This window comes from Pseudomonas brassicacearum, assembly GCF_003732225.1.
In the GTDB taxonomy this organism is placed as follows: Bacteria; Pseudomonadota; Gammaproteobacteria; order Pseudomonadales; family Pseudomonadaceae; genus Aquipseudomonas; species Aquipseudomonas brassicacearum_E.
Genome location: NZ_MOBJ01000007.1, coordinates 371,602 through 396,202, shown reverse-complemented (window position 1 = coordinate 396,202; position 24,601 = coordinate 371,602). Strand labels below are relative to the sequence as shown.

The 24,601-nt window shown below is 59.3% G+C and carries 19 protein-coding genes; 11 read left to right on the top strand and 8 right to left on the bottom strand.

Annotated elements, in window-relative coordinates; translation table 11 throughout:
• Nucleotides 1-3: 3 nt before the first annotated feature.
• From BK659_RS11740 to BK659_RS11700, 9 genes are all read left to right on the top strand, one after another.
• Nucleotides 4-606 (top strand): LysE/ArgO family amino acid transporter, encoded by a 603-nt coding sequence (locus BK659_RS11740; RefSeq protein WP_123425218.1) that lies wholly within the window; start codon nucleotides 4-6, stop codon nucleotides 604-606.
• Nucleotides 607-782: 176 nt separating this feature from the next.
• Nucleotides 783-1,379 (top strand): superoxide dismutase, encoded by a 597-nt coding sequence (locus BK659_RS11735; RefSeq protein ID WP_071553613.1) that lies wholly within the window; start codon nucleotides 783-785, stop codon nucleotides 1,377-1,379.
• A gap of 334 nt (nucleotides 1,380-1,713) precedes the next feature.
• Nucleotides 1,714-3,765: a putative bifunctional diguanylate cyclase/phosphodiesterase gene (locus BK659_RS11730; RefSeq protein WP_123425217.1), complete on the top strand. Its 2,052-nt coding sequence runs from the start codon at nucleotides 1,714-1,716 to the stop codon at nucleotides 3,763-3,765.
• A 290-nt stretch (nucleotides 3,766-4,055) separates the two neighbouring features.
• Nucleotides 4,056-5,396: an imelysin family protein gene (locus BK659_RS11725; RefSeq protein WP_123425216.1), complete on the top strand. Its 1,341-nt coding sequence runs from the start codon at nucleotides 4,056-4,058 to the stop codon at nucleotides 5,394-5,396.
• A gap of 268 nt (nucleotides 5,397-5,664) precedes the next feature.
• The gene (locus BK659_RS11720; protein ID WP_123425215.1) at nucleotides 5,665-7,092 is read left to right on the top strand and encodes a di-heme oxidoreductase family protein; all 1,428 of its coding nucleotides are present in this window, start codon (nucleotides 5,665-5,667) and stop codon (nucleotides 7,090-7,092) included.
• A gap of 57 nt (nucleotides 7,093-7,149) precedes the next feature.
• Nucleotides 7,150-8,214 (top strand): imelysin family protein, encoded by a 1,065-nt coding sequence (locus BK659_RS11715; protein ID WP_123425214.1) that lies wholly within the window; start codon nucleotides 7,150-7,152, stop codon nucleotides 8,212-8,214.
• 14 nt (nucleotides 8,215-8,228) lie between these two features.
• Nucleotides 8,229-9,326: a DUF1513 domain-containing protein gene (locus tag BK659_RS11710; protein ID WP_123425213.1), complete on the top strand. Its 1,098-nt coding sequence runs from the start codon at nucleotides 8,229-8,231 to the stop codon at nucleotides 9,324-9,326.
• Nucleotides 9,327-9,631: 305 nt separating this feature from the next.
• Nucleotides 9,632-10,783, top strand: a complete 1,152-nt coding sequence (locus tag BK659_RS11705; protein ID WP_123425212.1) for an efflux RND transporter periplasmic adaptor subunit — start codon at nucleotides 9,632-9,634, stop codon at nucleotides 10,781-10,783.
• A 15-nt stretch (nucleotides 10,784-10,798) separates the two neighbouring features.
• On the top strand, nucleotides 10,799-13,825 hold the full coding sequence (locus tag BK659_RS11700) for a multidrug efflux RND transporter permease subunit (protein ID WP_123425211.1): 3,027 nt from the start codon (nucleotides 10,799-10,801) through the stop codon (nucleotides 13,823-13,825).
• Nucleotides 13,826-14,008: 183 nt separating this feature from the next.
• Here the strand turns inward: BK659_RS11700 and BK659_RS11695 are convergent, their stop codons facing one another.
• From BK659_RS11695 to BK659_RS11665, 7 genes are all read right to left on the bottom strand, one after another.
• A complete protein-coding gene (locus BK659_RS11695) occupies nucleotides 14,009-14,239 on the bottom strand; it encodes a hypothetical protein (protein WP_123425210.1) in 231 nt (76 codons plus the stop codon).
• Between the two features lie 105 nt (nucleotides 14,240-14,344).
• The gene (locus BK659_RS11690) at nucleotides 14,345-15,625 is read right to left on the bottom strand and encodes a sensor histidine kinase (RefSeq protein WP_123425209.1); all 1,281 of its coding nucleotides are present in this window, start codon (nucleotides 15,623-15,625) and stop codon (nucleotides 14,345-14,347) included.
• Nucleotides 15,615-16,298, bottom strand: coding sequence for a two-component system response regulator ColR (gene colR / locus BK659_RS11685; protein ID WP_123425208.1), 684 nt, complete (start codon nucleotides 16,296-16,298; stop codon nucleotides 15,615-15,617). Before colR ends, BK659_RS11690 begins: the two co-directional genes overlap by 11 nt.
• A 274-nt stretch (nucleotides 16,299-16,572) precedes the next feature.
• Nucleotides 16,573-18,216 (bottom strand): chaperonin GroEL, encoded by a 1,644-nt coding sequence (gene groL, locus BK659_RS11680; RefSeq protein WP_123425207.1) that lies wholly within the window; start codon nucleotides 18,214-18,216, stop codon nucleotides 16,573-16,575.
• 48 nt (nucleotides 18,217-18,264) lie between these two features.
• A complete protein-coding gene (locus BK659_RS11675; RefSeq protein ID WP_008032125.1) occupies nucleotides 18,265-18,558 on the bottom strand; it encodes a co-chaperone GroES in 294 nt (97 codons plus the stop codon).
• A gap of 246 nt (nucleotides 18,559-18,804) precedes the next feature.
• Nucleotides 18,805-19,281, bottom strand: a complete 477-nt coding sequence (locus tag BK659_RS11670; protein WP_123425206.1) for an FxsA family protein — start codon at nucleotides 19,279-19,281, stop codon at nucleotides 18,805-18,807.
• A 66-nt stretch (nucleotides 19,282-19,347) separates the two neighbouring features.
• A complete protein-coding gene (locus BK659_RS11665) occupies nucleotides 19,348-20,079 on the bottom strand; it encodes a HugZ family pyridoxamine 5'-phosphate oxidase (protein WP_123425205.1) in 732 nt (243 codons plus the stop codon).
• Nucleotides 20,080-20,244: 165 nt separating this feature from the next.
• Here BK659_RS11665 and BK659_RS11660 point away from each other — a divergent pair, with 165 nt between their 5' ends.
• On the top strand, nucleotides 20,245-21,003 hold the full coding sequence (locus tag BK659_RS11660; RefSeq protein ID WP_123425204.1) for an SDR family oxidoreductase: 759 nt from the start codon (nucleotides 20,245-20,247) through the stop codon (nucleotides 21,001-21,003).
• Between the two features lie 69 nt (nucleotides 21,004-21,072).
• Here the strand turns inward: BK659_RS11660 and apbC are convergent, their stop codons facing one another.
• On the bottom strand, nucleotides 21,073-22,167 hold the full coding sequence (gene apbC, locus BK659_RS11655; RefSeq protein WP_123425203.1) for an iron-sulfur cluster carrier protein ApbC: 1,095 nt from the start codon (nucleotides 22,165-22,167) through the stop codon (nucleotides 21,073-21,075).
• Between the two features lie 331 nt (nucleotides 22,168-22,498).
• Between apbC and metG the strand changes: the two genes are divergently transcribed.
• Entirely contained in the window at nucleotides 22,499-24,550 is a 2,052-nt protein-coding gene (gene metG / locus BK659_RS11650; protein ID WP_123425202.1) for a methionine--tRNA ligase, read from the top strand.
• Nucleotides 24,551-24,601 lie beyond the last annotated feature (51 nt).

The following is a 24,601-nucleotide window of genomic DNA, read 5'->3' as shown; positions in this document are numbered from 1 at the left end:
CTTATGTGGCAAAGCTATGTGAACGGCCTGTTGGTCGCTGCGGGACTGATCATGGCGATCGGTACGCAAAATGCGTTCGTGCTGGCGCAAAGTTTGCGCCGCGAACATCACCTGCCGGTGGCCGCGCTCTGCGTGACCTGCGATGCGTTGCTGGTGGCCGCCGGGGTGTTCGGGCTGGCGACGGTGCTGGCGCAAAACCCGACGTTGCTGGCTATCGCCCGTTGGGGTGGTGCAGCGTTTCTGCTGTGGTATGGCAGCCTGGCACTGCGTCGGGCCTGCTCGAAGCAAAGCCTGCAACAGGGCGAAAATCAGACCGTGCGTTCATTGCGAGCGGTATTGCTCAGTGCACTGGCGGTGACGCTGCTCAATCCTCACGTGTATCTGGACACCGTATTGCTGATCGGTTCTCTCGGGGCACAACAGACAGTACCGGGCGCTTATGTGGTGGGCGCGGCCAGTGCGTCATTGCTGTGGTTTTTCACCCTGGCGCTGGGTGCCGCGTGGCTGGCACCGTGGCTGGCACGCCCGAGCACCTGGCGGATTCTCGACCTGCTGGTGGCGGTGATGATGTTTACCGTGGCCTTTCAACTGATCACTGCGGCCTGATTATTCCAAACAGCTCTGGAGCCTCTATTCCACACAGTTGTTGCGTGGTTAAGCCGCACCCCCGGTGCTATGATCCGACACCTGCGCCGCCAAAGAGTACAAACTCCCCGGCGCTTGTCTGGCCGCCCGTGATCGGCCTTGCGCTCACCGCAACTGACCTGATTAGGAGAATCACCATGGCTTTCGAATTGCCGCCACTGCCTTACGCACACGATGCACTGCAGCCGCACATTTCCAAGGAAACGCTGGAATATCACCACGACAAGCACCACAACACCTACGTCGTGAACCTGAACAACCTGGTGCCAGGCACCGAGTTCGAAGGCAAGACCCTGGAACAAATCGTCAAGACTTCTTCGGGTGGCATCTTCAACAACGCCGCTCAGGTCTGGAACCACACTTTCTACTGGAACTGCCTGGCGCCAAACGCCGGCGGTCAACCAACCGGCGCACTGGCTGAGGCCATCAACGCGGCTTTCGGTTCGTTCGACAAGTTCAAAGAAGAGTTCACCAAGACTTCGGTCGGCACCTTCGGTTCCGGTTGGGGCTGGCTGGTGAAAAAAGCTGACGGTTCCCTGGCCCTGGCCAGCACCATCGGCGCCGGCAACCCGCTGACCAGCGGCGACACCCCGCTGCTGACCTGCGACGTCTGGGAACACGCTTACTACATCGACTACCGCAACCTGCGTCCGAAGTACGTTGAAGCGTTCTGGAACCTGGTCAACTGGAAGTTCGTGGCTGAGCAGTTCGAAGGCAAAACCTTCACCGCTTAAGTCTGCTTGCAGTCAAAAAAACCCGGCATTGCCGGGTTTTTTTATGCCTGTGCCACGTGAAAGTCACCTGCAACACCCAGAAAACAAGCACTCCCTTGCCCCAACGCCACAGCCGTCTACCATCAACCAGACACAAATATTCTCCCCTGCCCCTCAAGTTGCAGGAGCTGCCTACCGAAACACTACTAATGGGCTCTAATTGTCAGTACCCCGGCAATGCGGCCAAGCCTGCAGACAAAATCTACACGGCTTGATTGTCCCTTTGACTGCCATCACGGGATTGCCAATACTCATGGCAACTTGACGTTACCCGCACGGAACAAGGAATAACCCTTTGAAGCTGGAACTCAAAAACAGCTTGTCGGTGAAGTTGCTCCGGGTCGTGCTCCTGTCGGCATTGATCGTCGGTGTGGTTTTGAGCTGCGCGCAGATCGTTTTCGATGCTTATAAAACACGCCAGGCCGTGGCCAGTGATGCCCAGCGCATCCTCGACATGTTTCGCGACCCCTCGACCCAGGCGGTGTACAGCCTCGATCGGGAAATGGGTATGCAGGTTATCGAAGGCCTGTTCCAGGACGACGCCGTGCGCATGGCTTCCATCGGCCATCCCAACGAAACCATGCTTGCGGAAAAGTCTCGTGAATTGCAGCACTCTCACAGCCGCTGGCTGACTGATCTCATTCTGGGCCAGGAACGCACGTTCACCACACAACTGGTGGGCCGTGGCCCCTACAGCGAATATTACGGCGACCTCAGCATCACCCTCGACACCGCCACCTACGGTCAGGGCTTTATTGTCAGCTCGGTGATCATTTTCATCTCCGGCGTGCTGCGGGCCATGGCCATGGGCCTGGTGCTGTACCTGGTTTATCACTGGCTGCTGACCAAACCACTGTCGCGGATTATCGAACACCTGACCAACGTCAATCCCGACCGCCCCAGCGAACACAAGATCCCGCAGCTCAAGGGCCACGAAAAAAACGAGCTGGGGATCTGGATCAACACTGCCAATCAGTTGCTTGAGTCCATCGAGCGCAATACCCACCTGCGCCATGAAGCCGAAAACAGTCTGCTGCGCATGGCTCAATATGATTTCCTCACGGGTCTGCCGAACCGTCAGCAATTGCAGCAGCAACTGGACAAGATTCTGGTCGACGCCGGTCGCCTGCAACGCCGGGTCGCCGTGTTGTGTGTGGGCCTGGACGATTTCAAAGGCATCAACGAGCAGTTCAGCTACCAGACCGGCGACCAATTGCTGCTGGCCCTGGCCGACCGTCTGCGTGCCCACAGCGGTCGTCTCGGCGCACTCGCCCGCCTGGGGGGCGATCAGTTCGCATTGGTTCAGGCCGACATCGAACAACCCTACGAAGCCGCCGAACTGGCGCAAAGCATCCTCGATGATCTGGAAGCGGCGTTTGCCCTCGATCATCAGGAAATCCGCCTGCGCGCAACCATCGGCATCACCCTGTTCCCGGAAGATGGCGACAGCACCGAGAAGCTGTTGCAGAAAGCCGAACAGACCATGACCCTGGCCAAAACCCGTTCGCGCAACCGTTATCAGTTCTACATCGCCAGCGTCGACAGCGAAATGCGCCGTCGCCGCGAACTGGAAAAAGACCTGCGCGACGCCCTCACCCGCGATCAGTTCTATCTGGTTTACCAACCGCAGATCAGCTATCGCGATCACCGGGTGGTCGGGGTCGAGGCGCTGATTCGCTGGCAACATCCGGAACACGGACTGGTGCCGCCGGATCTGTTCATTCCACTGGCCGAGCAGAACGGCACGATCATCGCCATCGGCGAATGGGTGCTGGACCACGCCTGCCGACAGCTGCGCGAATGGCACGACCAGGGGTTCAGCGACTTGCGCATGGCGGTCAACCTGTCCACCGTGCAACTGCACCACGCCGAGCTGCCGCGGGTGGTCAACAACCTGCTGCAAATGTATCGCCTGCCGCCGCGCAGCCTGGAGCTGGAAGTCACCGAGACCGGCCTGATGGAAGACATCAGCACCGCCGCGCAGCACTTGCTCAGCCTGCGCCGTTCGGGGGCATTGATCGCAATCGACGACTTCGGGACCGGATACTCATCGCTGAGTTATCTGAAAAGCCTGCCGCTGGACAAGATCAAGATCGACAAGAGCTTCGTTCAGGACCTGCTCGATGACGACGACGATGCGACCATCGTTCGCGCGATCATCCAGCTCGGCAAAAGCCTGGGCATGCAGGTGATCGCCGAGGGTGTGGAAACGGTCGAACAAGAGACTTACATCATCTCTGAAGGCTGTCACGAAGGTCAGGGCTATCTCTACAGCAAACCGCTGCCAGCGCGGGAGCTGAGTGCTTATCTGAAACAGGCCCAGCGCAGTAATGCGTTGATCTTGTGACCTGACTCTGTCCCGTAGCAGCTGGCGCAGCCTGCGTTCGGCTGCGAAGCAGCCGTAAATCCTGACGCCGCGATTAGCCTGACACAACGCATTGCCTGGTTTCACGACTGCTGCGCAGCCGAACGCAGGCTGCGCCAGCTGCTACAAGGTCATGTACAGGCGCCCCCCTCCCGTAAACAAGACATATTTCCAATCGCGGCCCTTTACACATAATGCGAAAGATTTGCATTATGTCGCAGTTTTGCGCACCCCCGCGCCTGTCCATTATTTACCGAAGCAGGATGTTCGCCATGATTCGTATGCCTCTGGCTACCGCCAGTTTGCTGGCCATCGCTATTTCCCTCGCCGGTTGCGGCGAAGGCAAAGACAAGGCGGCTCCTCAAGCGCCTACTCCGGCCGCCAGCACCGCAGCACCTGCTGCGCCTGCTGACGCTGGCAAAGTCGATGAGGCCGCAGCCAAAGCCGTTGTCGCGCACTACGCCGACATGGTTTTTGCGGTCTTCAGCGATGCCGAATCCACCGCGAAAACCCTGCAAACCGCCATCGACGCCTTCCTCGCCAAGCCGAATGCCGAAACCCTGAAAGCTGCTCGTGCAGCCTGGGTCGCCGCGCGCGTACCGTACCTGCAGAGTGAAGTGTTCCGCTTCGGCAACACCATCATTGATGATTGGGAAGGTCAGGTTAACGCCTGGCCGCTCGACGAAGGCCTGATCGACTACGTCGACAAGAGCTACGAGCACGCACTGGGTAACCCGGGCGCCAACGCCAACATCATCGCCAATCCGATCATCCAGATTGGCGAAGACAAGATCGACGTGACCGACATCACTCCGGAAAAACTTGCCAGCCTGAACGAGCTGGGCGGTTCCGAAGCGAACGTCGCGACGGGTTACCACGCCATCGAATTCCTGCTCTGGGGTCAAGACCTGAACGGCACCGGCCCTGGTGCCGGCAACCGCCCGGCTTCGGACTATCTGGAAGGCGCCGGCGCTACCGGTGGCCACAACGATCGTCGTCGCGCTTACCTGAAAGCCGTGACCCAGTTGCTGGTCAGCGACCTGGAAGAAATGGTCGGCAACTGGAAGCCGAACGTGCCCGATAACTACCGCGCCGAACTGGAAGAAGAACCGGCTGAAAGCGGTCTGCGCAAAATGTTCTTCGGCATGGGCAGCCTCTCGCTGGGCGAACTGGCGGGCGAGCGCATGAAGGTTTCCCTGGAAGCCAACTCCCCTGAAGACGAGCAGGACTGCTTCAGCGACAACACCCACAACTCGCACTTCTACGATGCCAAGGGCATTCGTAACGTGTACCTGGGCGAATACACCCGTACAGACGGCACCAAGATGACCGGTGCCAGCCTGTCCTCGTTGGTGGCCAAGGCCGACCCGGCTGCCGACGCTGCACTCAAGGCTGACCTGGCCGCCACCGAAGCCAAGATCCAGGTCATGGTTGATCACGCCAACAAGGGTGAGCACTACGACCAACTGATCGCTGCCGGCAACACCGCGGGCAACCAGATTGTCCGTGATGCCATTGCGGCGCTGGTCAAGCAGACCACCTCGATCGAACAGGCCGCCGGCAAACTGGGCATCAGTGACCTGAACCCGGATAACGCCGATCACGAGTTCTGATCAACGCTGACCGAGCGAATGACAAAGGCGACCTCCGGGTCGCCTTTTTTATACCCGCCTGAATGCAATTCCTGTGGGAGCGAGCTTGCTCGCGATGGGGCCATCATTGCCAACATTGATTTTGAATGTACGACCGCTATCGCGAGCAAGCTCGCTCCCGCAGGGAATCGCGGTCAACCTGTGAGAGCAAACGATAATTCCTCTTATTCAAACTCCCCTGCCCTGTTAGACTTTGCGCCCTTGTTTTGCTCGTCTTTCAGGATGTCTGATGCCCTCGCTGCCTCTTCGCTTGTCTGCACTGATTCTGGCCCTGGGCCTGAGTGCCTGCGATGACGCCCCGCGCTTTACCAAGGCCGAACCCGGTGAAGCTCGCTCCGGCGGCGCGGCGACCGTCAGAAAAACCGACCGGAACGCATTTTCCCTGCCTTCAGCCAACCTCTCGCCGACCCGTCGGCTGGACTTTAGCGTCGGCAACAGTTTCTTCCGCAGCCCTTGGGTGATCGCCCCGTCGACCACCACTGCCCGCGATGGCCTTGGCCCGCTGTTCAACACCAACGCCTGCCAGAACTGCCATATCAAGGACGGGCGCGGTCATCCACCGACGGCCGATTCCGATAACGCCGTGTCGATGCTGGTGCGTCTGTCGATCCCCAACGATCCGGCCTATGCCAAGGTCATCGAGCAAATGGGTGTGGTGCCTGAGCCGGTCTACGGCGGGCAACTTCAGGACATGGCCGTGCCCGGCGTCGCCCCCGAAGGCAAGGTTCGCGTCGACTACGACCCGGTCCCGGTACGCTTTAGGGACGGCACCGAAGTCGAGCTGCGCAAACCCAAGCTGCTGATCACCCAACTGGGCTACGGCCCGATGCATCCCGACACGCTTTTTTCCGCGCGAATCGCCCCGCCAATGATCGGCCTCGGGCTGCTCGAAGCCATCTCCGACGCGGATATCCTGGCCAACGCCGATGCGCAGGCTAACGACAAGAACGGCATCGCCGGACGTCCGAACCGGGTCTGGGATGACGCGCAACAAAAGACCGTTTTGGGCCGTTTTGGCTGGAAAGCCGGGCAACCGAATCTCAATCAGCAAAACGTTCACGCGTTTTCCGGTGATATGGGCCTCACGACCAGCCTGAGACCCTTTGATGACTGCACCCAGGCCCAGACTGCCTGCCTGCAGGCGCCCAACGGCAATGGCCCGAATGGCGAACCGGAAGTCAGCGACAACATCTTGCGCCTGGTGCTGTTCTACAGCCGTAACCTGGCTGTTCCTGCCCGCCGTGACGTCAACGGCTCGCAAGTCCTGGCCGGTAAAAACCTGTTCTATCAGGCCGGTTGCCAGTCCTGCCACACGCCGAAATTCACCACCGCCGCGAATGCCGCAGAACCTGAACTGGCCAATCAAGTGATTCGCCCCTACAGCGATCTGTTGCTGCATGACATGGGCGAAGGCCTGGCCGATAACCGTAGCGAATTCCAGGCCTCTGGCCGCGACTGGCGCACACCGCCGTTGTGGGGCATTGGCCTGACGCAGACGGTCAGTGGCCACACTCAATTCTTGCATGACGGTCGCGCCCGCAATCTGCTCGAAGCCGTGCTCTGGCACGGCGGTGAAGCGACGGCCGCGCAGCAACAGGTTTTAGCGTTCAATGCCGAGCAGCGCGCTGCATTGCTGGCCTTTTTGAATTCTCTTTAATGCGTTTCCCATAAGCTTTCGCTCATACTCTTTTGCCCATAAAAAAGGGAGCCCGACATGTTCCGCCCCAAGCTGTTGTTCACCAGCCTTGCCGCACTCGCCCTGGGCGCCTGTTCGCCCCAGGATCCTCAAGCCGTCACGTCGGCAGCCATCGCCAAGCAAGTGATCCTGCCGACCTACAGCCGCTGGGTTGAAGCTGACCGCCAATTGGCCGTCAGTGCGCTGGCCTACTGCGAAGGCAAGGCCGACCTTGCGACCGCTCGCGCCGATTTCCTCCATGCACAAAAAGCCTGGGCACAATTGCAACCGTTGCTGATTGGTCCGCTGGCAGAGGGCAATCGCTCCTGGCAGGTGCAGTTCTGGCCGGACAAGAAAAACCTGGTCGGCCGTCAGGTCGAGCAACTGGTCACCGCGCAACCGCAGATCGACGCCGCTGCGCTGGCTAAATCCAGCGTCGTCGTGCAGGGCCTCTCAGCCTATGAGTACATTCTGTTCGACGACAAGACCAACGTTGCCGACGCCGCGCAAAAAGCCCGTTACTGCCCACTGCTGACCGCTATCGGCGAACGTCAGAAACAGCTGGCCGAAGAGATTCTGACCAGTTGGAACAGCACTGACGGCATGCTCGCGCAACTGAGCAAATTCCCGAACCAGCGTTACGCCGACTCTCACGAAGCCATCGCTGATCTGCTGCGCGCGCAAGTGACGGCACTGGATACCCTGAAGAAAAAACTCGGCACGCCGATGGGTCGTCAGACCAAGGGCATTCCACAGCCGTTCCAGGCGGACGCATGGCGCAGTCATACGTCGCTGCAAAGCATGGAAGCGAGCCTGGCTGCCGCCCGAACTGTCTGGGTGGGTGTCGACAACAAGGGCCTGCGTGGTCTGTTGCCGGCCGAACAGAAGCCGCTGGCCGACAAGATCGATGCCGCCTACGCCGCGTCACTGAAACTGTTCGAAAGCAACCAGCGCTCGCTGACCGAAATGCTCACCGACGATGCCGGTCGCCAGCAACTGAACGACCTCTTCGACAGCCTCAACGTCGTCCATCGCCTGCACGAAAGTGATCTGGCCAAGGCGCTGGGTATCCAACTGGGCTTCAACGCCAACGACGGTGACTGATGAGGGTTAGCTCCATGCTGCGACGCCAGGCTCTGACTTTAGGCAGTTTGTTGCTGGGCGCCGTAACGCTGGGCGGCTGGAAGCTGTTCAAGCAAAAGGACCACGGTCCTTTGCTGCTTTCGGCGCGCGACGACAGCGACGGCAAACATTACGCTGTCGGCTATCGGCTGGATGGCACTCGGGTGTTCGCCACCGAAGTCGGCCAACGCTGCCACGACATCATCAACCACCCGACGTTGCCGATTGCGCTGTTCGTCGCCCGTCGTCCGGGCACCGAGAGCTATCTGGTCGATCTGCGTGACGGCACGCTGCTGCAAACCGTGGTGTCGCAACCGAACCGACACTTCTACGGTCACGCGGTCATTCACAATAGCGGTGACTGGCTGTATGCAACCGAAAACGACACCACCGACCCAGGTCGCGGCCTGCTCGGGGTGTACCGTTTCGAGGGTGAGCGGTGGGTGCACAGCGGTGAGATTTCCACCCACGGTATCGGCCCGCATCAGGTGTCGTGGATGCCCGACGGTGAAACCCTGGTGGTGGCCAACGGCGGGATTCGTACCGAAGCCGAGAGCCGGGTCGAGATGAACCTCAATGCCATGGAGCCGAGCCTGGTACTGATGCAGCGTGACGGCACTCTGCTGAGCAAGGAAACCCTGGCCCAGCCGATGAACAGCGTCCGTCACATGGGGATCGCCAGCGATGGCACCATTGTCACCGGCCAGCAGTTCATGGGGGCCGCGCACGAATCATCCGAGCTGTTGGCGATCAAGCGTCCCGGTCAGCCCTTTGTCGCGTTCCCGGTCGCCGAGCACCAGTTGCAGGCCATGGGGCACTACACCGCGAGCGTCGCGGTGCACAGTGACTTGCGTCTGGTGGCACTCACCGCACCGCGCGGCAACCGCTTTTTCATCTGGGACATGGACAGCGGTGAAGTGCGCCTCGATGCACCGTTGCCCGACTGCGCCGGTGTCGGTGCAGTGGCCGATGGTTTTGTCGTGACCTCGGGGCAAGGGCGTTGCCGTTTCTATGATTGTCGCCAGACACCGCTGCTGGCCAAACCCCTCGAACTCCCCGCCGGGCTCTGGGATAACCACCTGCATCTGGTCTGAAATCTGCGCTGCCAAATTGATCGTTCCCACTCTGCGTGGGAACGATCAATCTGGTCTGATACACCCCCCCGTAGCAACTGGCGCAGCCTGCGTTCGGCTGCGCAGCAGTCGTAAAATCATACGCCGCGGTGTGGCAGGCTAACCGTGGCAGCAGGATTTACATAAAGGGCAAAATCAAAAGATCGCAGCCTTCGGCAGCTCCTACGCACCAGGCGTGATCGTCGAAAAAATGCTGTCTGGAATCACCGACACACACGGAGTAATGTTCGGCCTGTCTGACCAGATTTTTTCCAAGGAAGTGGAATATGCTGCGTCGCCGCATGCTGATCATGTTGGGTGTTGTCCTGTTGATCATCCTGATGCTGGGAGGCTACAAAGCCTTCTCCATCTACAAGATGATCCAGACCTTCGCGGTCCCAAGACCAGCGGTGAGCGTTGCCGTGGCCACGGCCACCGAACGGCCCTGGCAATCGCGCTTGCCCACGGTCGGGACCCTCAAGGCGCTGCAAGGGGTCAACCTGAGTCTGGAGATCGCCGGCACGGTCAAGGACGTGCAGTTCGAGTCAGGGCAAAAGGTCAAGGCCGGCCAGCCGCTCGTGCAGCTCGACAGTGCCGTCGAAAGTGCCCTGCTGGAAACCGCCCAGGCCGACCTTGGCCTGGCGCAACTGGATTACGGCCGTGGCAGCCAACTGGTCGGTAGTCGGGCCATCTCCAAGGGTGAATTCGATCGGCTCACCGCGGTGCTCGCAAAGAGCAAGGCCACGGTCAATCAGCTCAAGGCGGCACTGGCGAAGAAACACATCGTCGCGCCTTTCAGCGGCACCATCGGCATTCGTCAGGTGGACGTCGGCGACTTCCTGCCCAGCGGCACTGTCATCGCCACACTCCAGGACCTGAGCAGCCTGTACGTCGACTTCTACGTACCGGAACAATCGGTACCGAAAATCGCTATCGGCCAACCGGTACAGGTCACAGTCTCGGCCTACCCGACGCAAAACTTTCCCGGTGTCATCAGCGCGATCAACCCCAAAGTCGAAAACAGCACGCGCAACATACTGGTGCGCGCCACCCTCGCCAACCCGGACGGCAAACTGCTGCCAGGCATGTTCGCCAGCCTGCTGGTCATGCTGCCGGACCCACAACCGAAAATCGTGGTACCGGAAAGCGCGATCACCTACACCCTCTATGGCAACTCGCTCTACGTGGTCGCCCAGAAGAAGGACGCGGACGGCAACGTCGAGAAAGACGACAAGGGCCAGCCGGTCCTGATCGCCGAGCGGCGCTTCATCGAAACCGGCGAGCGTCGCGACGGCATGGTGCTGATCAACAAAGGACTGCAGAACGGCGAACAAGTGGTCAGCGCCGGCCAGATCAAACTCGACAACGGCACACACATTGTCGTCAGCCCCGACAAGAATCTGCCAGCCGAACAGACCAGCCCACCGCGCACGAACTGATCAAGGAAATCCCTCATGGCTTTTACCGATCCGTTCATCCGCCGCCCGGTGCTCGCCACTGTCGTCAGCCTGCTGATTGTGCTGCTGGGCTTCCAGGCCTGGAGCAAACTGCCGCTGCGCCAGTATCCGCAAATGGAGAACGCGCTGATCACGGTGACCACCGCCTACCCCGGCGCCAACGCCGAAACCATTCAGGGCTACATCACCCAACCCTTGCAACAAAGCCTGGCGAGTGCCGAAGGCATTGACTACATGACCTCGGTCAGCCGCCAGAACTTCTCGGTCATTTCGATCTATGCACGTATCGGCTCCAACAGCGACCGGTTGTTCACCGAATTGCTGGCCAAGGCCAACGAGGTCAAGAACAAGCTGCCCAAAGACGCTGAAGACCCGGTGCTGAGCAAGGAGGCAGCCGGCGCCTCGGCGCTGATGTACATGAGTTTTTTCAGCGAGGAACTGAACAACCCGCAGATCACCGACTACCTGTCGCGGGTGATCCAGCCCAAGCTGGCCACCCTTCCCGGCATGGCTGAAGCTGCCATTCTCGGCAACCAGGTGTTTGCCATGCGTCTGTGGCTCGACCCGGTGAAACTCGCCGGTTTTGGCCTGAGCGCCAGTGACGTCACCAACGCCGTGCGCCAGTACAACTTTTTGTCCGCCGCCGGTGAAGTCAAAGGCGAGTACGTCGTCACCAGCATCAACGCCAACACTGACTTGAAGACCGCCGAAGCCTTCGCCGCGATTCCGCTGAAAGTCGACGGCGACAGTCGGGTCCTGCTCAGCGACGTGGCACGCGTGGAGATGGGCGCCGAGAACTACAACACCGTCAGTTCCTTCGGCGGTACACCGTCGGTGTACATCGGGATCAAGGCCACACCGGCCGCCAATCCGCTGGACGTGATCAAGGAAGTGCGCAAGCTCATGCCGGAACTGGAATCCCAGCTGCCACCCACCCTCAAGGCCGAAATCGCCTACGACGCCACGCTGTTCATTCAGGCCTCGATCAACGAAGTGGTGAAAACCCTTTTCGAAGCGGTGCTGATCGTGATTGTCGTGGTGTTCCTGTTCCTTGGCGCGCTGCGCTCGGTGCTGATCCCGGTGGTGACCATTCCGCTGTCGATGATCGGCGTGATGTTCTTCATGCAACTGATGGGCTACTCGATCAATCTGCTGACCTTGCTGGCAATGGTGTTGGCGATCGGCCTGGTGGTGGACGACGCCATCGTGGTGGTGGAAAACATTCACCGCCACATCGAAGAAGGTAAAACGCCGCTGGACGCGGCCCTCGAAGGCGCGCAGGAAATCGCCATGCCAGTGGTCTCGATGACCATCACCCTGGCGGCGGTCTATGCGCCCATCGGCTTTCTGACGGGCCTGACCGGCGCCCTGTTCAAGGAGTTCGCCCTGACCCTGGCCGGTGCCGTGGTGATCTCCGGGATCGTCGCCCTGACGCTGTCGCCGATGATGTGCGCCCTGCTCTTGCGCCACGATGAAAACCCGTCAGGCCTGGCCCATCGCCTCGACCTGATTTTCGAAGGACTCAAGCGTCGTTATCAAAACCTTCTGCACGGCACACTCAACACCCGACCGGTAGTGCTGGTATTTGCCGTGATCGTGTTGTGCCTGATTCCGGTGCTGCTCAAGTTCACCAAGTCGGAACTGGCACCGGATGAGGATCAGGGCATCATTTTCATGATGGCCAACGCTCCGCAACCGGCCAACCTGGACTACCTGAATACCTACACCGACGAATTCCTCGCGATCTTCAAGGCGTTTCCCGAGTACTACTCGTCCTTCCAGATCAACGGATTCAACGGCGTGCAGTCAGGTATTGGCGGTTTCCTGCTCAAACCCTGGAATGAGCGCAAACGCACCCAGATGCAGCTTCTGCCAATAGTGCAAAGCAAGCTTTCGAGCATCACCGGTCTGCAAATCTTTGGCTTCAACCTGCCCTCTCTGCCGGGCACTGGCGAAGGGCTGCCGTTCCAGTTCGTGATCAATACCGCCAATGACTACGCGTCGCTGCTGGAGGTGGTCAATCGAGTGAAAAAGCGTGCACTGGAGTCTGGCAAGTTCGCGTTCGCCGACATCGACCTGGCCTTCGACAAGCCCGAAGTGGTGGTTGATATCGACCGCGCCAAGGCAGCGCAGATGGGCGTCTCGATGGAAGATCTGGGGGTGACCCTGGCGACGTTGCTGGCAGAAGCCGAGATCAATCGTTTCACCATCGAGGGGCGCAGCTACAAGGTCATCGCCCAGGTCGAACGGCCCTACCGGGACAACCCCGATTGGCTGAGCAACTACTACGTCAAAAACACCAAAGGTGAACTGCTGCCCTTGTCGACCCTGATCACCGTCAGTGACCGGGCACGACCGCGGCAGTTGAACCAGTTCCAGCAACTCAACTCGGCGATCCTCTCGGGTGTTTCGACGGTCAGCATGGGCGAGGCGATTGATACCGTGCGCCAGATCGCCCAGGAAGAAGCACCGCCGGGTTATGCCTTCGATTATGGCGGCACCTCGCGGCAGTACGTTCAGGAAGGCAGCGCCTTGTGGGTGACTTTTGCCTTGGCGCTGGCGATCATTTTCCTGGTGCTGGCGGCGCAGTTCGAAAGCTTCCGCGATCCACTGGTGATTCTGGTGACCGTGCCGCTGTCGATTTGCGGCGCGCTGATCCCGTTGTTCCTGGGCTGGTCGAGCATGAACATCTATACCCAGGTCGGTTTGGTGACCCTGATCGGACTGATCAGCAAACACGGGATCCTGATCGTCCAGTTTGCCAACCAGTTGCGCAAGGACAAGGGGCTGACGCCGCGCGAAGCGGTCGAGGAAGCGGCAGCCATTCGTCTACGCCCGGTATTGATGACCACGGCAGCCATGGTCTTCGGCATGGTGCCGTTGATCATCGCCACGGGCGCGGGCGCCGTCAGCCGCTACGATATCGGGATGGTGATCGCCACCGGGATGTCGATCGGGACGTTGTTCACCCTGTTCGTGCTGCCCTGCATCTACACGCTGCTGGCCAAACCCGATAAGAACTGAGAGTTCCGTATGTGGGAGCGAGCTTGCTCGCGATAGCTCACTGACAGCCGGCAACATTGTTGAATGTTAAGCCGTCATCGCGAGCAAGCTCGCTCCCACACTGGTTTTCGGCAAATTGAAGATTTGGGTTCAAAAACAAAAGGCCTCGCATAGGCGAGGCCTTTTCTGTGGGCTTGAGGGTTTTCAACTCTGGCGTTTCATTCCCTGAGTCATGCCAAACATGAACAACAACAACTCATCATTATCAGTGTGGGTCACCACGGATGACTTCGCAGCCCGTGGCAATGGGCAATGTGTGCCGCCACTCATTGCACTAAGAATTTTCGTTCGCGGCTGCTCCAGTCCAACCACCGCCAGTGAAACAACTGCCAAGGCTCCTGCCATAAACAAACCTCTAGCAAATTCTAGTTTCATGGCTACAAACCTTTGATGGAGCTGCCAGATGCCTTGTTATAAAAATAGACGAGCTTTTCCCTATCTGCCGAGCCCCACGACGAATGGCGGCGCAATGGTTTTATGTCAGGCGCCCGTCTTGCCCAGTTCGACATGAAAGCGGCAGCCGTTGGGCTCCATGGTGCTGAGGCTGACGCTCCAGCCCTGGTTCTCACAAATCCGCTGCACCAGCGACAGGCCCAGCCCAAGCCCTTCGCCACGCTTCTCGCCACCCCGCACAAACGGCTCGAACATCGCTTCGCGCTTCTCTTCGGGAATACCGACGCCGCTGTCTTCGACCAGAAAACCGCAGGGCAGAATGCTCAGGCGGATAAACCCGCTGTCGGTGTAATGCAAGGCGTTACGCAACAGGTTGCCCATGACTGCATGCAGGAATGTCGCGTTATAGCGCGTATCCAACGGATTGCCGGGTTCATAAAACAGCGTGAGTCCCTTGTCCTCGATCGGCTCGCGCCACATGCCGAGCAGGTCTTCGGCCACCTGTCCCAGGGTCAGTTGCGGCGACATGCTGGCATCTTCGCGCTGGGCACGGGCAAGCATCAGGAAGGTCTGGACCAATTCGCGCATTTCTTCACAGGCGCGAGCGATCCGCTCGACCTGATTGCGACCACGTTGATCGAGGTCCGGATTCTCCAGCAACAATTCGCAGGAACTGGCCAAGACCATCAACGGTGTACGCAGTTCGTGACTGACGTCGCTGGTGAACAGCCGCTCGCGACTCAGTGCCTGGCGCAATCGGCCCAGCGTGGCGTCGAAGGCCACGGCCAGCTCACCGACTTCATCGGCGGCATAGTCCGGCGCCAGGGGCGGTGCCAGACCGAGCAGTTGATCGCGGTGACGCACCTGTCGCGCCAGCCGCACCACCGGAGCCATAACCTTGCGTGCCAGAACCCAACCAAGAAACACTGCCAATGCCAGACTTAATACGAACCCCACCAGCACTACGGCAAACAGCACCCGCTCGCGCTCTTCGAAATCGCTCTGATCTTGCAGCAAGACGTAACGCCGGCCGTCAACGATCTCGACGATTGCGTGGTACGAGAGGTGCTCGCGAAATACTTCATGGAACCCCGCATTCAGGTGCCGCAGGTCCCTTGGCAAATCAAAGTCGCCAGGGCCACCGCTGAAGTAGAACAACTGATCGGGCTCGGGACGGTGGCTCCAGTCGGCCATGCTGTCCATCAACAGCAAACGCTGTAAATCGCCACCCAGGCCTGCGGAAATCAGCTTTGCTTCGACCAGATGCACGGTCGCCACGATACCCATGGCGAATGCCCCTGCCACCAACGCACTCATCAAGGCAAACGCAATAATGATCCGCTGAGCAAGGCTCTGCTTAAACTCCATCACGCCCCTCGGCCAGACGATAGCCGACGCCGTGCACGGTTTGCAGCAACGGTTTGGCGAACGGCTTGTCGATCACCTGGCGCAGCTGATGGACGTGACTGCGCAAACTGTCGCTGTCCGGACAATCGTCGCCCCAGAGGGCTTCTTCGAGGATTTCGCGACGCAATACGTGGGGGCTTTTCTGCATCAACACCGCCAGCAGCTTGAGGCCCACCGGGTTGAGTTTCAGCAGGCGACCTTCGCGGGTCACTTCCAGCGTGTCGAGGTCGTAGCTCAGATCGCCAACCTGCAAGGCGCGGCGACCGCCCCCCTGGGTACGACGCATGACCGCCTCGATGCGCGCCGCCAGTTCGGACAGGGCGAAGGGTTTGATCAGGTAATCATCGGCACCGGACTTGAAGCCCTGCAGCCGGTCATCCAGCTGGTCACGGGCAGTCAGCATGATGACCGGGGTATCGCGCCGGGCGTCTTCACGCAGGCGTTTGCACAGGGTGTAACCATCGATGCCGGGGAGCATGACGTCGAGCACGATCAGGTCGTAATGTTCGGTGGCCGCCAGGTGCAGACCTGACAAACCGTCCTGCGCGCAATCCACGGTATAGCCTTTAAGCCCCAGATAATCAGCCAGATTGGCGAGGATGTCGCGGTTGTCTTCAACCAATAGAATTCGCATGGGCACTTGCTCCGTACACAGTAACGGCCGTCTTGGCCCGCGCAGCTTAAGGCCAAGAGTGGCTCAGGGCTAGGGCTGTCTGATTATCTACCCTGTCAGAATGCCCGTCGGTTTTTTGTCTGGCCGAAGATCGAAAGATCGCAGCCTTCGGCAGCTCCTACAGGTATACGTCGACCCCCGAAGGCTGCGATCTTTTGACGTTGATGTTCACAGGCAATAAAAAACCCCGCAGGCTTAACGCCAGCGGGGTTTTTTCGTACAGGGTAAGGCTGGCTTACATCATGCCGCCCATGCCGCCCATACCGCCCATGTCTGGCATGCCGCCGCCAGCTGGACCGTCTTCCTTGATCTCGGCGATCATGGCTTCGGTGGTGATCATCAGGCTGGCAATCGACGAAGCCGCTTGCAGAGCCGAACGGGTCACTTTGGCCGGATCCAGGATACCCATTTCGATCATGTCGCCGTATTCGCCGGTAGCAGCGTTGTAACCGTAGTTACCCGAACCCTGCTTGACCTTGTCGACGACAACGCTTGGCTCGTCGCCGGAGTTGGCAACGATCTGACGCAGTGGCGCTTCAACAGCGCGACGCAGCAACTGGATGCCCACGTTCTGGTCATCGTTGTCGCCTTTGAGTTCAGAGATAGCTTGCAGAGCGCGAACCAGTGCCACGCCACCGCCAGGTACCACGCCTTCTTCAACGGCTGCACGGGTAGCGTGCAGGGCGTCTTCAACGCGGGCTTTTTTCTCTTTCATTTCAACTTCGGAACCAGCACCAACCTTGATCACTGCAACGCCGCCGGACAGCTTGGCCAGACGCTCTTGCAGTTTTTCACGGTCGTAGTCGGACGAAGTGTCAGCCACTTGTTGACGGATCTGAACAACGCGAGCCTGGATATCAGCCTCAACGCCAGCACCGTCGATGATGGTGGTGTTTTCTTTGGACAGGATCACGCGCTTGGCATTACCCAGGTGTTCCAGGGTAGTGCTTTCCAGGCTCAGACCGATCTCTTCGGAGATAACGGTACCGCCAGTCAGAACAGCGATGTCCTGCAGCATGGCCTTGCGACGGTCGCCAAAGCCCGGGGCTTTGACAGCAGCAACTTTAACGATGCCGCGCATGTTGTTCACGACCAGAGTCGCCAGGGCTTCGCCTTCAACGTCTTCGGCAACGATCAGCAGAGGACGGCCGGCTTTGGCAACGGCTTCCAGTACTGGCAGCATTTCGCGGATGTTCGAGATCTTTTTGTCGACCAGCAGGATCAGCGGACCGTCCAGTTCGGCGGTCATGGTCTCAGGCTTGTTGACGAAGTACGGGGACAGGTAGCCACGGTCGAACTGCATGCCTTCTACAACCGACAGTTCGTTTTCCAGGCCCGAGCCTTCTTCAACGGTGATCACGCCTTCTTTACCGACTTTTTCCATGGCTTCGGCAATGATGTCGCCGATGGAGCTGTCGGAGTTGGCCGAGATGGTGCCGACCTGAGCGATTGCCTTGGTGTCAGCGCATGGCTTGGACAGGGCTTTCAGCTCTTTGACGATAGCGATGGTCGCTTTGTCGATACCGCGCTTCAGGTCCATCGGGTTCATGCCGGCAGCGACGGCTTTCAGGCCTTCGTTGACGATCGATTGAGCCAGAACGGTAGCGGTGGTGGTGCCGTCGCCTGCGTCATCGTTGGCACGGGAGGCAACGTCTTTGACCAGCTGCGCGCCCATGTTTTCGAAACGATCTTTCAGTTCGATTTCTTTGGCTACGGAAACGCCGTCCTTGGTGATGGTCGGAGCGCCGAAGCTCTTCTCGATGATCACGTTACGGCCTTTAGGGCCCAGGGTCGCTTTTACTGCGTCAGCCAGGACGTTCACACCGGCGAGCATTTTTTTACGGGCGGAATCGCCGAATTTAACTTCTTTAGCAGCCATGATCGATATTCCTTAAATACTTTGTAGTAGCGGGAAATTGAGCGGAAATCAGCCTTCGATAACAGCGAGAATCTCGTTCTCAGCCATTACCAGCAGGTCTTCACCGTCGACTTTCACAGTGTTGCTGCCGGAGTACGGGCCGAACACAACCTTGTCACCCACTTTCACGGCCAGCGCACGCACTTCACCGTTGTCCAGCACGCGGCCGGTACCGACAGCGAGGACTTCACCGCTGTTGGCTTTTTCGGCAGCCGAACCTGGCAGAACGATACCGCCAGCAGTTTTCTTTTCTTCTTCGCTGCGACGGATGACGACGCGGTCATGCAGAGGACGAAGCTTCATTGTCGATCTCTCCTAATTGTGGTTTTCAGCGGCCGGTGTAATCCCGGCGGGTTAAATTCCGGCGTTGCCGGTTGCGGTTCGCCAAGCGAACCGCGGAAGTCTGTCTGGTGATCATCACCAGAAACCTTGCGGTGACCGTTACATAAGGGCGCATAAGCTTATTACAAGGGCTGGGCAGTGAATTTTTTTACATTACTGGCCACAGAAACGAACACGGCACCCGAAGGTGCCGTGTCGCTAAAGGAGTTACTTGGAATCGCGGTGCTCGAACTCGCCTTCGATCACGTTCGGCTCACGGCCCAGCGGTTGCCGCGGAGCCGGGCCGCCACGCGGTTGCAGATCATCGGCAAAGGCACGCTGACGAATCGCCTGTTCTTCAGCGCGCTTGCGCATCGTGTTGGCCAGCAGCCGACGGCTGAGCGGCAACGTCATGATCAGGCCGATCACGCTGCTGATGAAACCTGGCAGGATCAACAGACCGCCACCCAACGCCAGCATCAGGCCTTCAAGCATGGTCTGCGCTGGCAGTTCGCCGCGGTTCAGACTTTCACGAGCGCGCAATGCGGTGGCCAGACCGGCGATACGCAGCACGAACACGCCAAGCATCGAGCCGAGAATGATCAGCAGCAGTGCCGGGAAAAACCCGATGGCCGCGCTGACCTTGACGAATACGAACAGCTCCAACACCGGGAACAGCAGAAAGAGCAACAAAAAAGGGCGCATCAAATGGTTCCTCAACGCAAGAATGCCTTGCAAGTAGAACTTAGATGACGTCGCCGTTTCGTGATTTCAAGCGTCGGCTATCGCATTTTTTGGCCAATGCTCGGCGTGAGCCAGTAAAACCAAGGCTTCGCGTACTTGTGTCGGCGTATTGCAAACATCCGGGAACGGCAACCAGTACAGCCCCTGACCGATGCGCAGGTGCATCCCTTCGCTGTCGATACCCGCCAATTGAGCAGGTGAAGTTTTCGGCAAACCGGCCAGGTCGACGTAATGAGCGATGGCCTTGGCATGATCGGCGTTCATGTGTTCGACCATGCTCACTTCGGCCTTGCCGGCAAACGGGTTGGCCAGGGTCAACTGGTCGACCCAGTGAATCGCACCGAAACCGCCGATGTAGCGATGACGAACCGGTTTGAGTACCCAGAAATCGAAATCATGCGCCTTGTGATAATTCTGCGAGTCCGGGAAATAGCGGTAATAACGCTCGGCGGCAGTATCGATGGCGGCCTGGTCTTCAATTTTTTCCGCTTCGGCCAGGTAAGTCAGTCGACCGACAGCCTGCACGTCTTCAGCCTCGCGCTCACCCACCAGCAGTGAGCATTTGGGATCTTTTTGCAGATTATGGGTGTGCTGGGCGATCCGGCTGATCAGGATCAGCGGCCGGCCCTGCTCGTCCAGGCAATAAGGAACCACTGAGCCAAACGGGAAACCGGGCATCGCCTTGGAGTGCGTCGAGAGCACTCCGCGGTATTCCTTGAGCAGCAATTCTCGGGCATGCTTGGCAGCTTCAACGCTCAATTTATGACTCCTTATATAGAATCCGTCAAAAAAACGGACAGGCACCTGGGGCAAAGTTCCAGCAACGCCATCGGGGCAGTTCTCATGTGCAGCCAGGCCACATCAGGTGCAGATCGAGAGGCTCTCTAAAAGGAAACCACTCTGACCTGCTATTGGGGCATGCGAATGCAACTCACTGACAAAGTAATCATTATCACCGGCGGTTGCCAGGGTTTAGGCCGTTCGATGGCCGAGTATTTCGCCGCCAAGGGCGCGAAACTGGCGCTGGTCGACCTCAACCAGGAAAAACTCGACCTGGCCGTCGCTGCCTGCAAAGCCGCCGGTGTCGAGGCTCGCGCCTACCTGTGCAACGTCGCCAATGAAGAACAGGTGACTCACATGGTCGCCCAGGTCGCTGAAGATTTCGGCGCGATCCATGGTTTGATCAACAACGCCGGGATCCTGCGCGATGGCCTGCTGATCAAGGTCAAGGACGGCGAGATGACCAGGATGAGCCTGGCCCAATGGCAGGCAGTGATCGACGTCAACCTGACCGGCGTGTTCCTGTGCACCCGTGAAGTGGCGGCCAAGATGATCGAGCTGAAGACCAGCGGCGCGATCATCAACATCTCCTCGATTTCCCGCGCCGGCAACGTCGGCCAGACCAACTACTCCGCCGCCAAGGCCGGTGTTGCTGCGGCCACCGTGACCTGGGCCAAGGAACTGGCGCGCTACGGCATTCGTGTAGCCGGTATCGCTCCGGGCTTCATCGAAACCGAAATGACCCTGGGCATGAAGCCTGAAGCGCTGGAGAAAATGACTTCCGGGATTCCGCTCAAGCGCATGGGCAAGCCGGAAGAAATCGCTCATTCGGCGGCGTATATATTCGAGAACGACTATTACACCGGCCGGATTCTGGAAATGGATGGCGGTTTGCGGATTTAAAGCAAGATCAAAAGATCGCAGCCTGCGGCAGCTCCTACAGGCTGCGATCTTTTTTCGGGCTACCGGATATCAATCGTCGCTGACGGTGATGTTCGGCATCGCTGGCGCGACAGCTTCCTGCAAGACGATCCGCGCACCGACGTGACGGGCCAGTTCCTGGTAAACCATGGCGATCTGGCTTTCAGGCTCTGCAATCACCGTAGGCTTGCCGCCGTCGGCCTGCTCGCGAATCAGCATCGACAGCGGCAGAGATGCCAGCAGCTCGACGCCATATTGGTTGGCCAGCTTCTCGCCGCCGCCTTCGCCGAACAGGTGCTCGGCATGACCGCAGTTGGAACAGATGTGCACGGCCATGTTTTCCACCACGCCGAGTACCGGAATGCTGACCTTGCGGAACATTTCCACGCCTTTGCGCGCGTCCAGCAACGCCAGATCCTGCGGCGTGGTGACGATCACCGCACCGGCCACCGGAACTTTCTGCGCCAGGGTCAGCTGAATGTCACCGGTGCCTGGCGGCATATCGATCACCAGATAGTCCAGATCGCTCCAGGCTGTTTGCGTCACCAGTTGCAGCAAAGCACCGGAAACCATCGGGCCGCGCCAGACCATCGGCGTGTTGTCGTCGGTCAAAAAAGCCATGGACATGACTTCAACGCCATGCGACTCGATGGGCACGAACCATTTCTGGTCCTTGATCTTCGGTCGGGTGCCTTCCGCAATACCAAACATGATGCCCTGGCTCGGGCCGTAGATATCGGCGTCGAGAATCCCGACCTTGGCACCTTCACGGGCCAGCGCCAGCGCGAGGTTGGCGGCGGTGGTGGATTTGCCCACGCCGCCCTTGCCGGACGCCACCGCGACCACGTTCTTGACGTTGGCCAAGCCTGGAATCTGCGCCTGAGCCTTGTGTGCAGCGATTACGGTGCTGATGTCGACCTTGGCCGAGGTCACGCCATCCAGGCCTTCGATAGCCATCTGCAGCATTTGCGCCCAGCCACTCTTGAACAGACCGGCGGCGTAGCCCAGTTCCAGCTGAACGCTGACGCGGTCGCCCTGGATGTCGATGCTGCGCAGACAACCGGCGCTGACCGGGTCCTGGTTCAGGTAAGGGTCGGTGTACTGACGAAGGACGGCTTCCACCGCTGCGCGATTGACGGCGCTCATGGGCAACTCCGATAACAAGACTGGGAAATCAGACCGGTATCGTACCTGTTCTGCACGTCGGACGGCATGCTTTCAGGATGTGACAAAGATCGAATGACCGATCTCCGACCTGTAGCAGCTGGCGCAGCCTGCGTTCGGCTGCGCAGCAGTCGTAAATCCCGCCGCCGCGGCTTATCAGACAGACCGCGTCAGCCGGATTACGACCGCTTCGCGCTCGAACGCAGCCTTCGGCAGCTGCTACAAGGGGACGGGAAACCGCGCTCACGGGGTGAAAAATATGCGCCGGCGCTTTATAGTGGCCGACCTCCGTTTCATCAAGTAGCCGAGCCCCATGTCCGAGCCACGCAAGATCCTCGTCACCAGCGCCCTGCCCTATGCCAATGGTTCAATCCACCTTGGCCATATGCTTGAGTACATCCAGACCGATATGTGGGTGCGCTTCCAGAAGCATCGCGGCAATCAATGCACTTACGTCTGCGCGGACGACGCCCACGGTTCGGCCATCATGCTGCGCGCAGAAAAAGAAGGCATCACCCCGGAACAACTGATCGCCAACGTCCAGGCTGAACACAGCGCCGACTTTGCCGAGTTCCTGGTCGACTTCGACAACTTCCACTCCACTCACGCCGAAGAAAACCGTGAGCTGTCGAGCCAGATCTACCTGAAGCTGCGCGACGCCGGGCACATCGCCACGCGCTCGATCACCCAGTATTTCGACCCGGAAAAGAAAATGTTCCTGGCCGACCGCTTCATCAAGGGCACCTGCCCGAAGTGCGGCACTGAAGACCAGTACGGCGACAACTGCGAAAAATGCGGTGCCACCTACGCGCCAACCGACCTGAAAGATCCGAAGTCGGCGATCTCTGGCGCCACCCCGGTGCTCAAGGATTCCCAGCACTTCTTCTTCAAGCTGCCGGACTTCCAGCAAATGCTGCAGGAATGGACCCGCAGCGGCACCTTGCAAGACGCGGTCGCGAACAAGATCGCCGAGTGGCTGGATGTCGGTCTGCAACAGTGGGACATCTCCCGCGATGCGCCGTACTTCGGTTTCGAAATCCCGGACGAGCCAGGCAAATACTTCTACGTCTGGCTGGACGCGCCAATCGGCTACATGGCGAGCTTCAAGAACCTCTGTGCACGTCGGCAGGATTTGGACTTCGACGCGTATTGGGCCAAGGACTCCACCGCCGAGCTGTACCACTTCATCGGCAAGGACATCGTCAATTTCCACGCGCTGTTCTGGCCAGCCATGCTTGAAGGCGCCGGCTACCGCAAGCCGACCGGCATCAACGTACACGGCTACCTGACCGTCAACGGCCAGAAGATGTCCAAGTCCCGCGGCACCTTCATCAAGGCCCGGACCTACCTGGACCACCTGTCGCCGGAATACCTGCGTTACTACTACGCCGCCAAACTCGGCCGTGGCGTCGACGATCTGGACCTGAACCTCGAGGACTTCGTACAAAAGGTCAACTCCGACCTGGTCGGCAAAGTCGTCAACATCGCCAGCCGCTGCGCAGGCTTCATCCACAAAGGCAACGCCGGCGTGCTGGTGGCCGGTAATGCCGCACCAGAACTGACCGAAGCGTTCCTGGCCGCCGCGCCGAGCATTTGCGACGCTTACGAGGCTCGCGACTTCGCCCGTGCCATGCGCGAGATCATGGGCCTGGCCGACCGCGCCAACGCCTGGATCGCCGACAAGGCGCCATGGTCGCTGAACAAACAGGAAGGCAAGCAAGACGAAGTCCAGGCGATCTGCGCCCTGGGCGTCAACCTGTTCCGCCAACTGGTGATTTTCCTCAAGCCCGTGCTGCCGTTGCTGGCCGCCGACGCAGAGGCGTTCCTCAACGTCGCACCGTTGACCTGGAACGATCACGCGACCCTGCTCAGCAACCATCAGCTGAACGAATTCAAACCGTTGATGACGCGCATCGACCCGGTCAAAGTGCAAGCCATGACCGACGCTTCGAAAGAAGACCTGGCCGCCAGCCAGACCGACACCGGCGATGCCGCCCCTCAAGGCAATGGCGAGCTGGCCAAGGATCCGCTGTCGCCAGAGATCGAGTTCGATACCTTTGCCGCCGTCGACCTGCGGGTTGCCCTGATCCTCAAGGCCGAAGCCGTGGACGGTGCGGACAAGCTGCTGCGCCTGACCCTGGACATCGGTGACGAGCAACGCAACGTGTTCTCCGGCATCAAGAGCGCTTATCCGGACCCAGCCAAGCTTGAAGGTCGCCTGACGATGATGATCGCCAACCTCAAGCCACGCAAAATGCGCTTCGGGATCTCTGAAGGCATGGTCATGGCGGCAGGCCCTGGCGGCGAAGAAATCTACCTGCTGAGCCCGGACAGCGGCGCCAAGCCGGGTCAGCGCATCAAGTAAGGCTCGACCTGCTGAACCGATCCCACAGTCGTGCCCGGCATGACTGTGGGA

Excerpts from the sequence above, each read along its gene's own strand:
- metG (WP_123425202.1), top strand. The coding sequence starts at position 22,499 with ATGTCCGAGCCACGCAAGATCCTCGTCACCAGCGCCCTGCCCTATGCC.
- groL (WP_123425207.1), bottom strand. The coding sequence starts at position 18,216 with ATGGCTGCTAAAGAAGTTAAATTCGGCGATTCCGCCCGTAAAAAAATG.
- apbC (WP_123425203.1), bottom strand. The coding sequence starts at position 22,167 with ATGAGCGCCGTCAATCGCGCAGCGGTGGAAGCCGTCCTTCGTCAGTAC.
- BK659_RS11740 (WP_123425218.1), top strand. The coding sequence starts at position 4 with ATGTGGCAAAGCTATGTGAACGGCCTGTTGGTCGCTGCGGGACTGATC.
- colR (WP_123425208.1), bottom strand. The coding sequence starts at position 16,298 with ATGCGAATTCTATTGGTTGAAGACAACCGCGACATCCTCGCCAATCTG.
- BK659_RS11720 (WP_123425215.1), top strand. The coding sequence starts at position 5,665 with ATGCCCTCGCTGCCTCTTCGCTTGTCTGCACTGATTCTGGCCCTGGGC.
- BK659_RS11670 (WP_123425206.1), bottom strand. The coding sequence starts at position 19,281 with ATGCGCCCTTTTTTGTTGCTCTTTCTGCTGTTCCCGGTGTTGGAGCTG.
- BK659_RS11695 (WP_123425210.1), bottom strand. The coding sequence starts at position 14,239 with ATGAAACTAGAATTTGCTAGAGGTTTGTTTATGGCAGGAGCCTTGGCA.
- BK659_RS11725 (WP_123425216.1), top strand. The coding sequence starts at position 4,056 with ATGATTCGTATGCCTCTGGCTACCGCCAGTTTGCTGGCCATCGCTATT.
- BK659_RS11705 (WP_123425212.1), top strand. The coding sequence starts at position 9,632 with ATGCTGCGTCGCCGCATGCTGATCATGTTGGGTGTTGTCCTGTTGATC.
- BK659_RS11700 (WP_123425211.1), top strand. The coding sequence starts at position 10,799 with ATGGCTTTTACCGATCCGTTCATCCGCCGCCCGGTGCTCGCCACTGTC.
- BK659_RS11690 (WP_123425209.1), bottom strand. The coding sequence starts at position 15,625 with ATGGAGTTTAAGCAGAGCCTTGCTCAGCGGATCATTATTGCGTTTGCC.
- BK659_RS11710 (WP_123425213.1), top strand. The coding sequence starts at position 8,229 with ATGCTGCGACGCCAGGCTCTGACTTTAGGCAGTTTGTTGCTGGGCGCC.
- BK659_RS11735 (WP_071553613.1), top strand. The coding sequence starts at position 783 with ATGGCTTTCGAATTGCCGCCACTGCCTTACGCACACGATGCACTGCAG.
- BK659_RS11715 (WP_123425214.1), top strand. The coding sequence starts at position 7,150 with ATGTTCCGCCCCAAGCTGTTGTTCACCAGCCTTGCCGCACTCGCCCTG.
- BK659_RS11675 (WP_008032125.1), bottom strand. The coding sequence starts at position 18,558 with ATGAAGCTTCGTCCTCTGCATGACCGCGTCGTCATCCGTCGCAGCGAA.
- BK659_RS11660 (WP_123425204.1), top strand. The coding sequence starts at position 20,245 with ATGCAACTCACTGACAAAGTAATCATTATCACCGGCGGTTGCCAGGGT.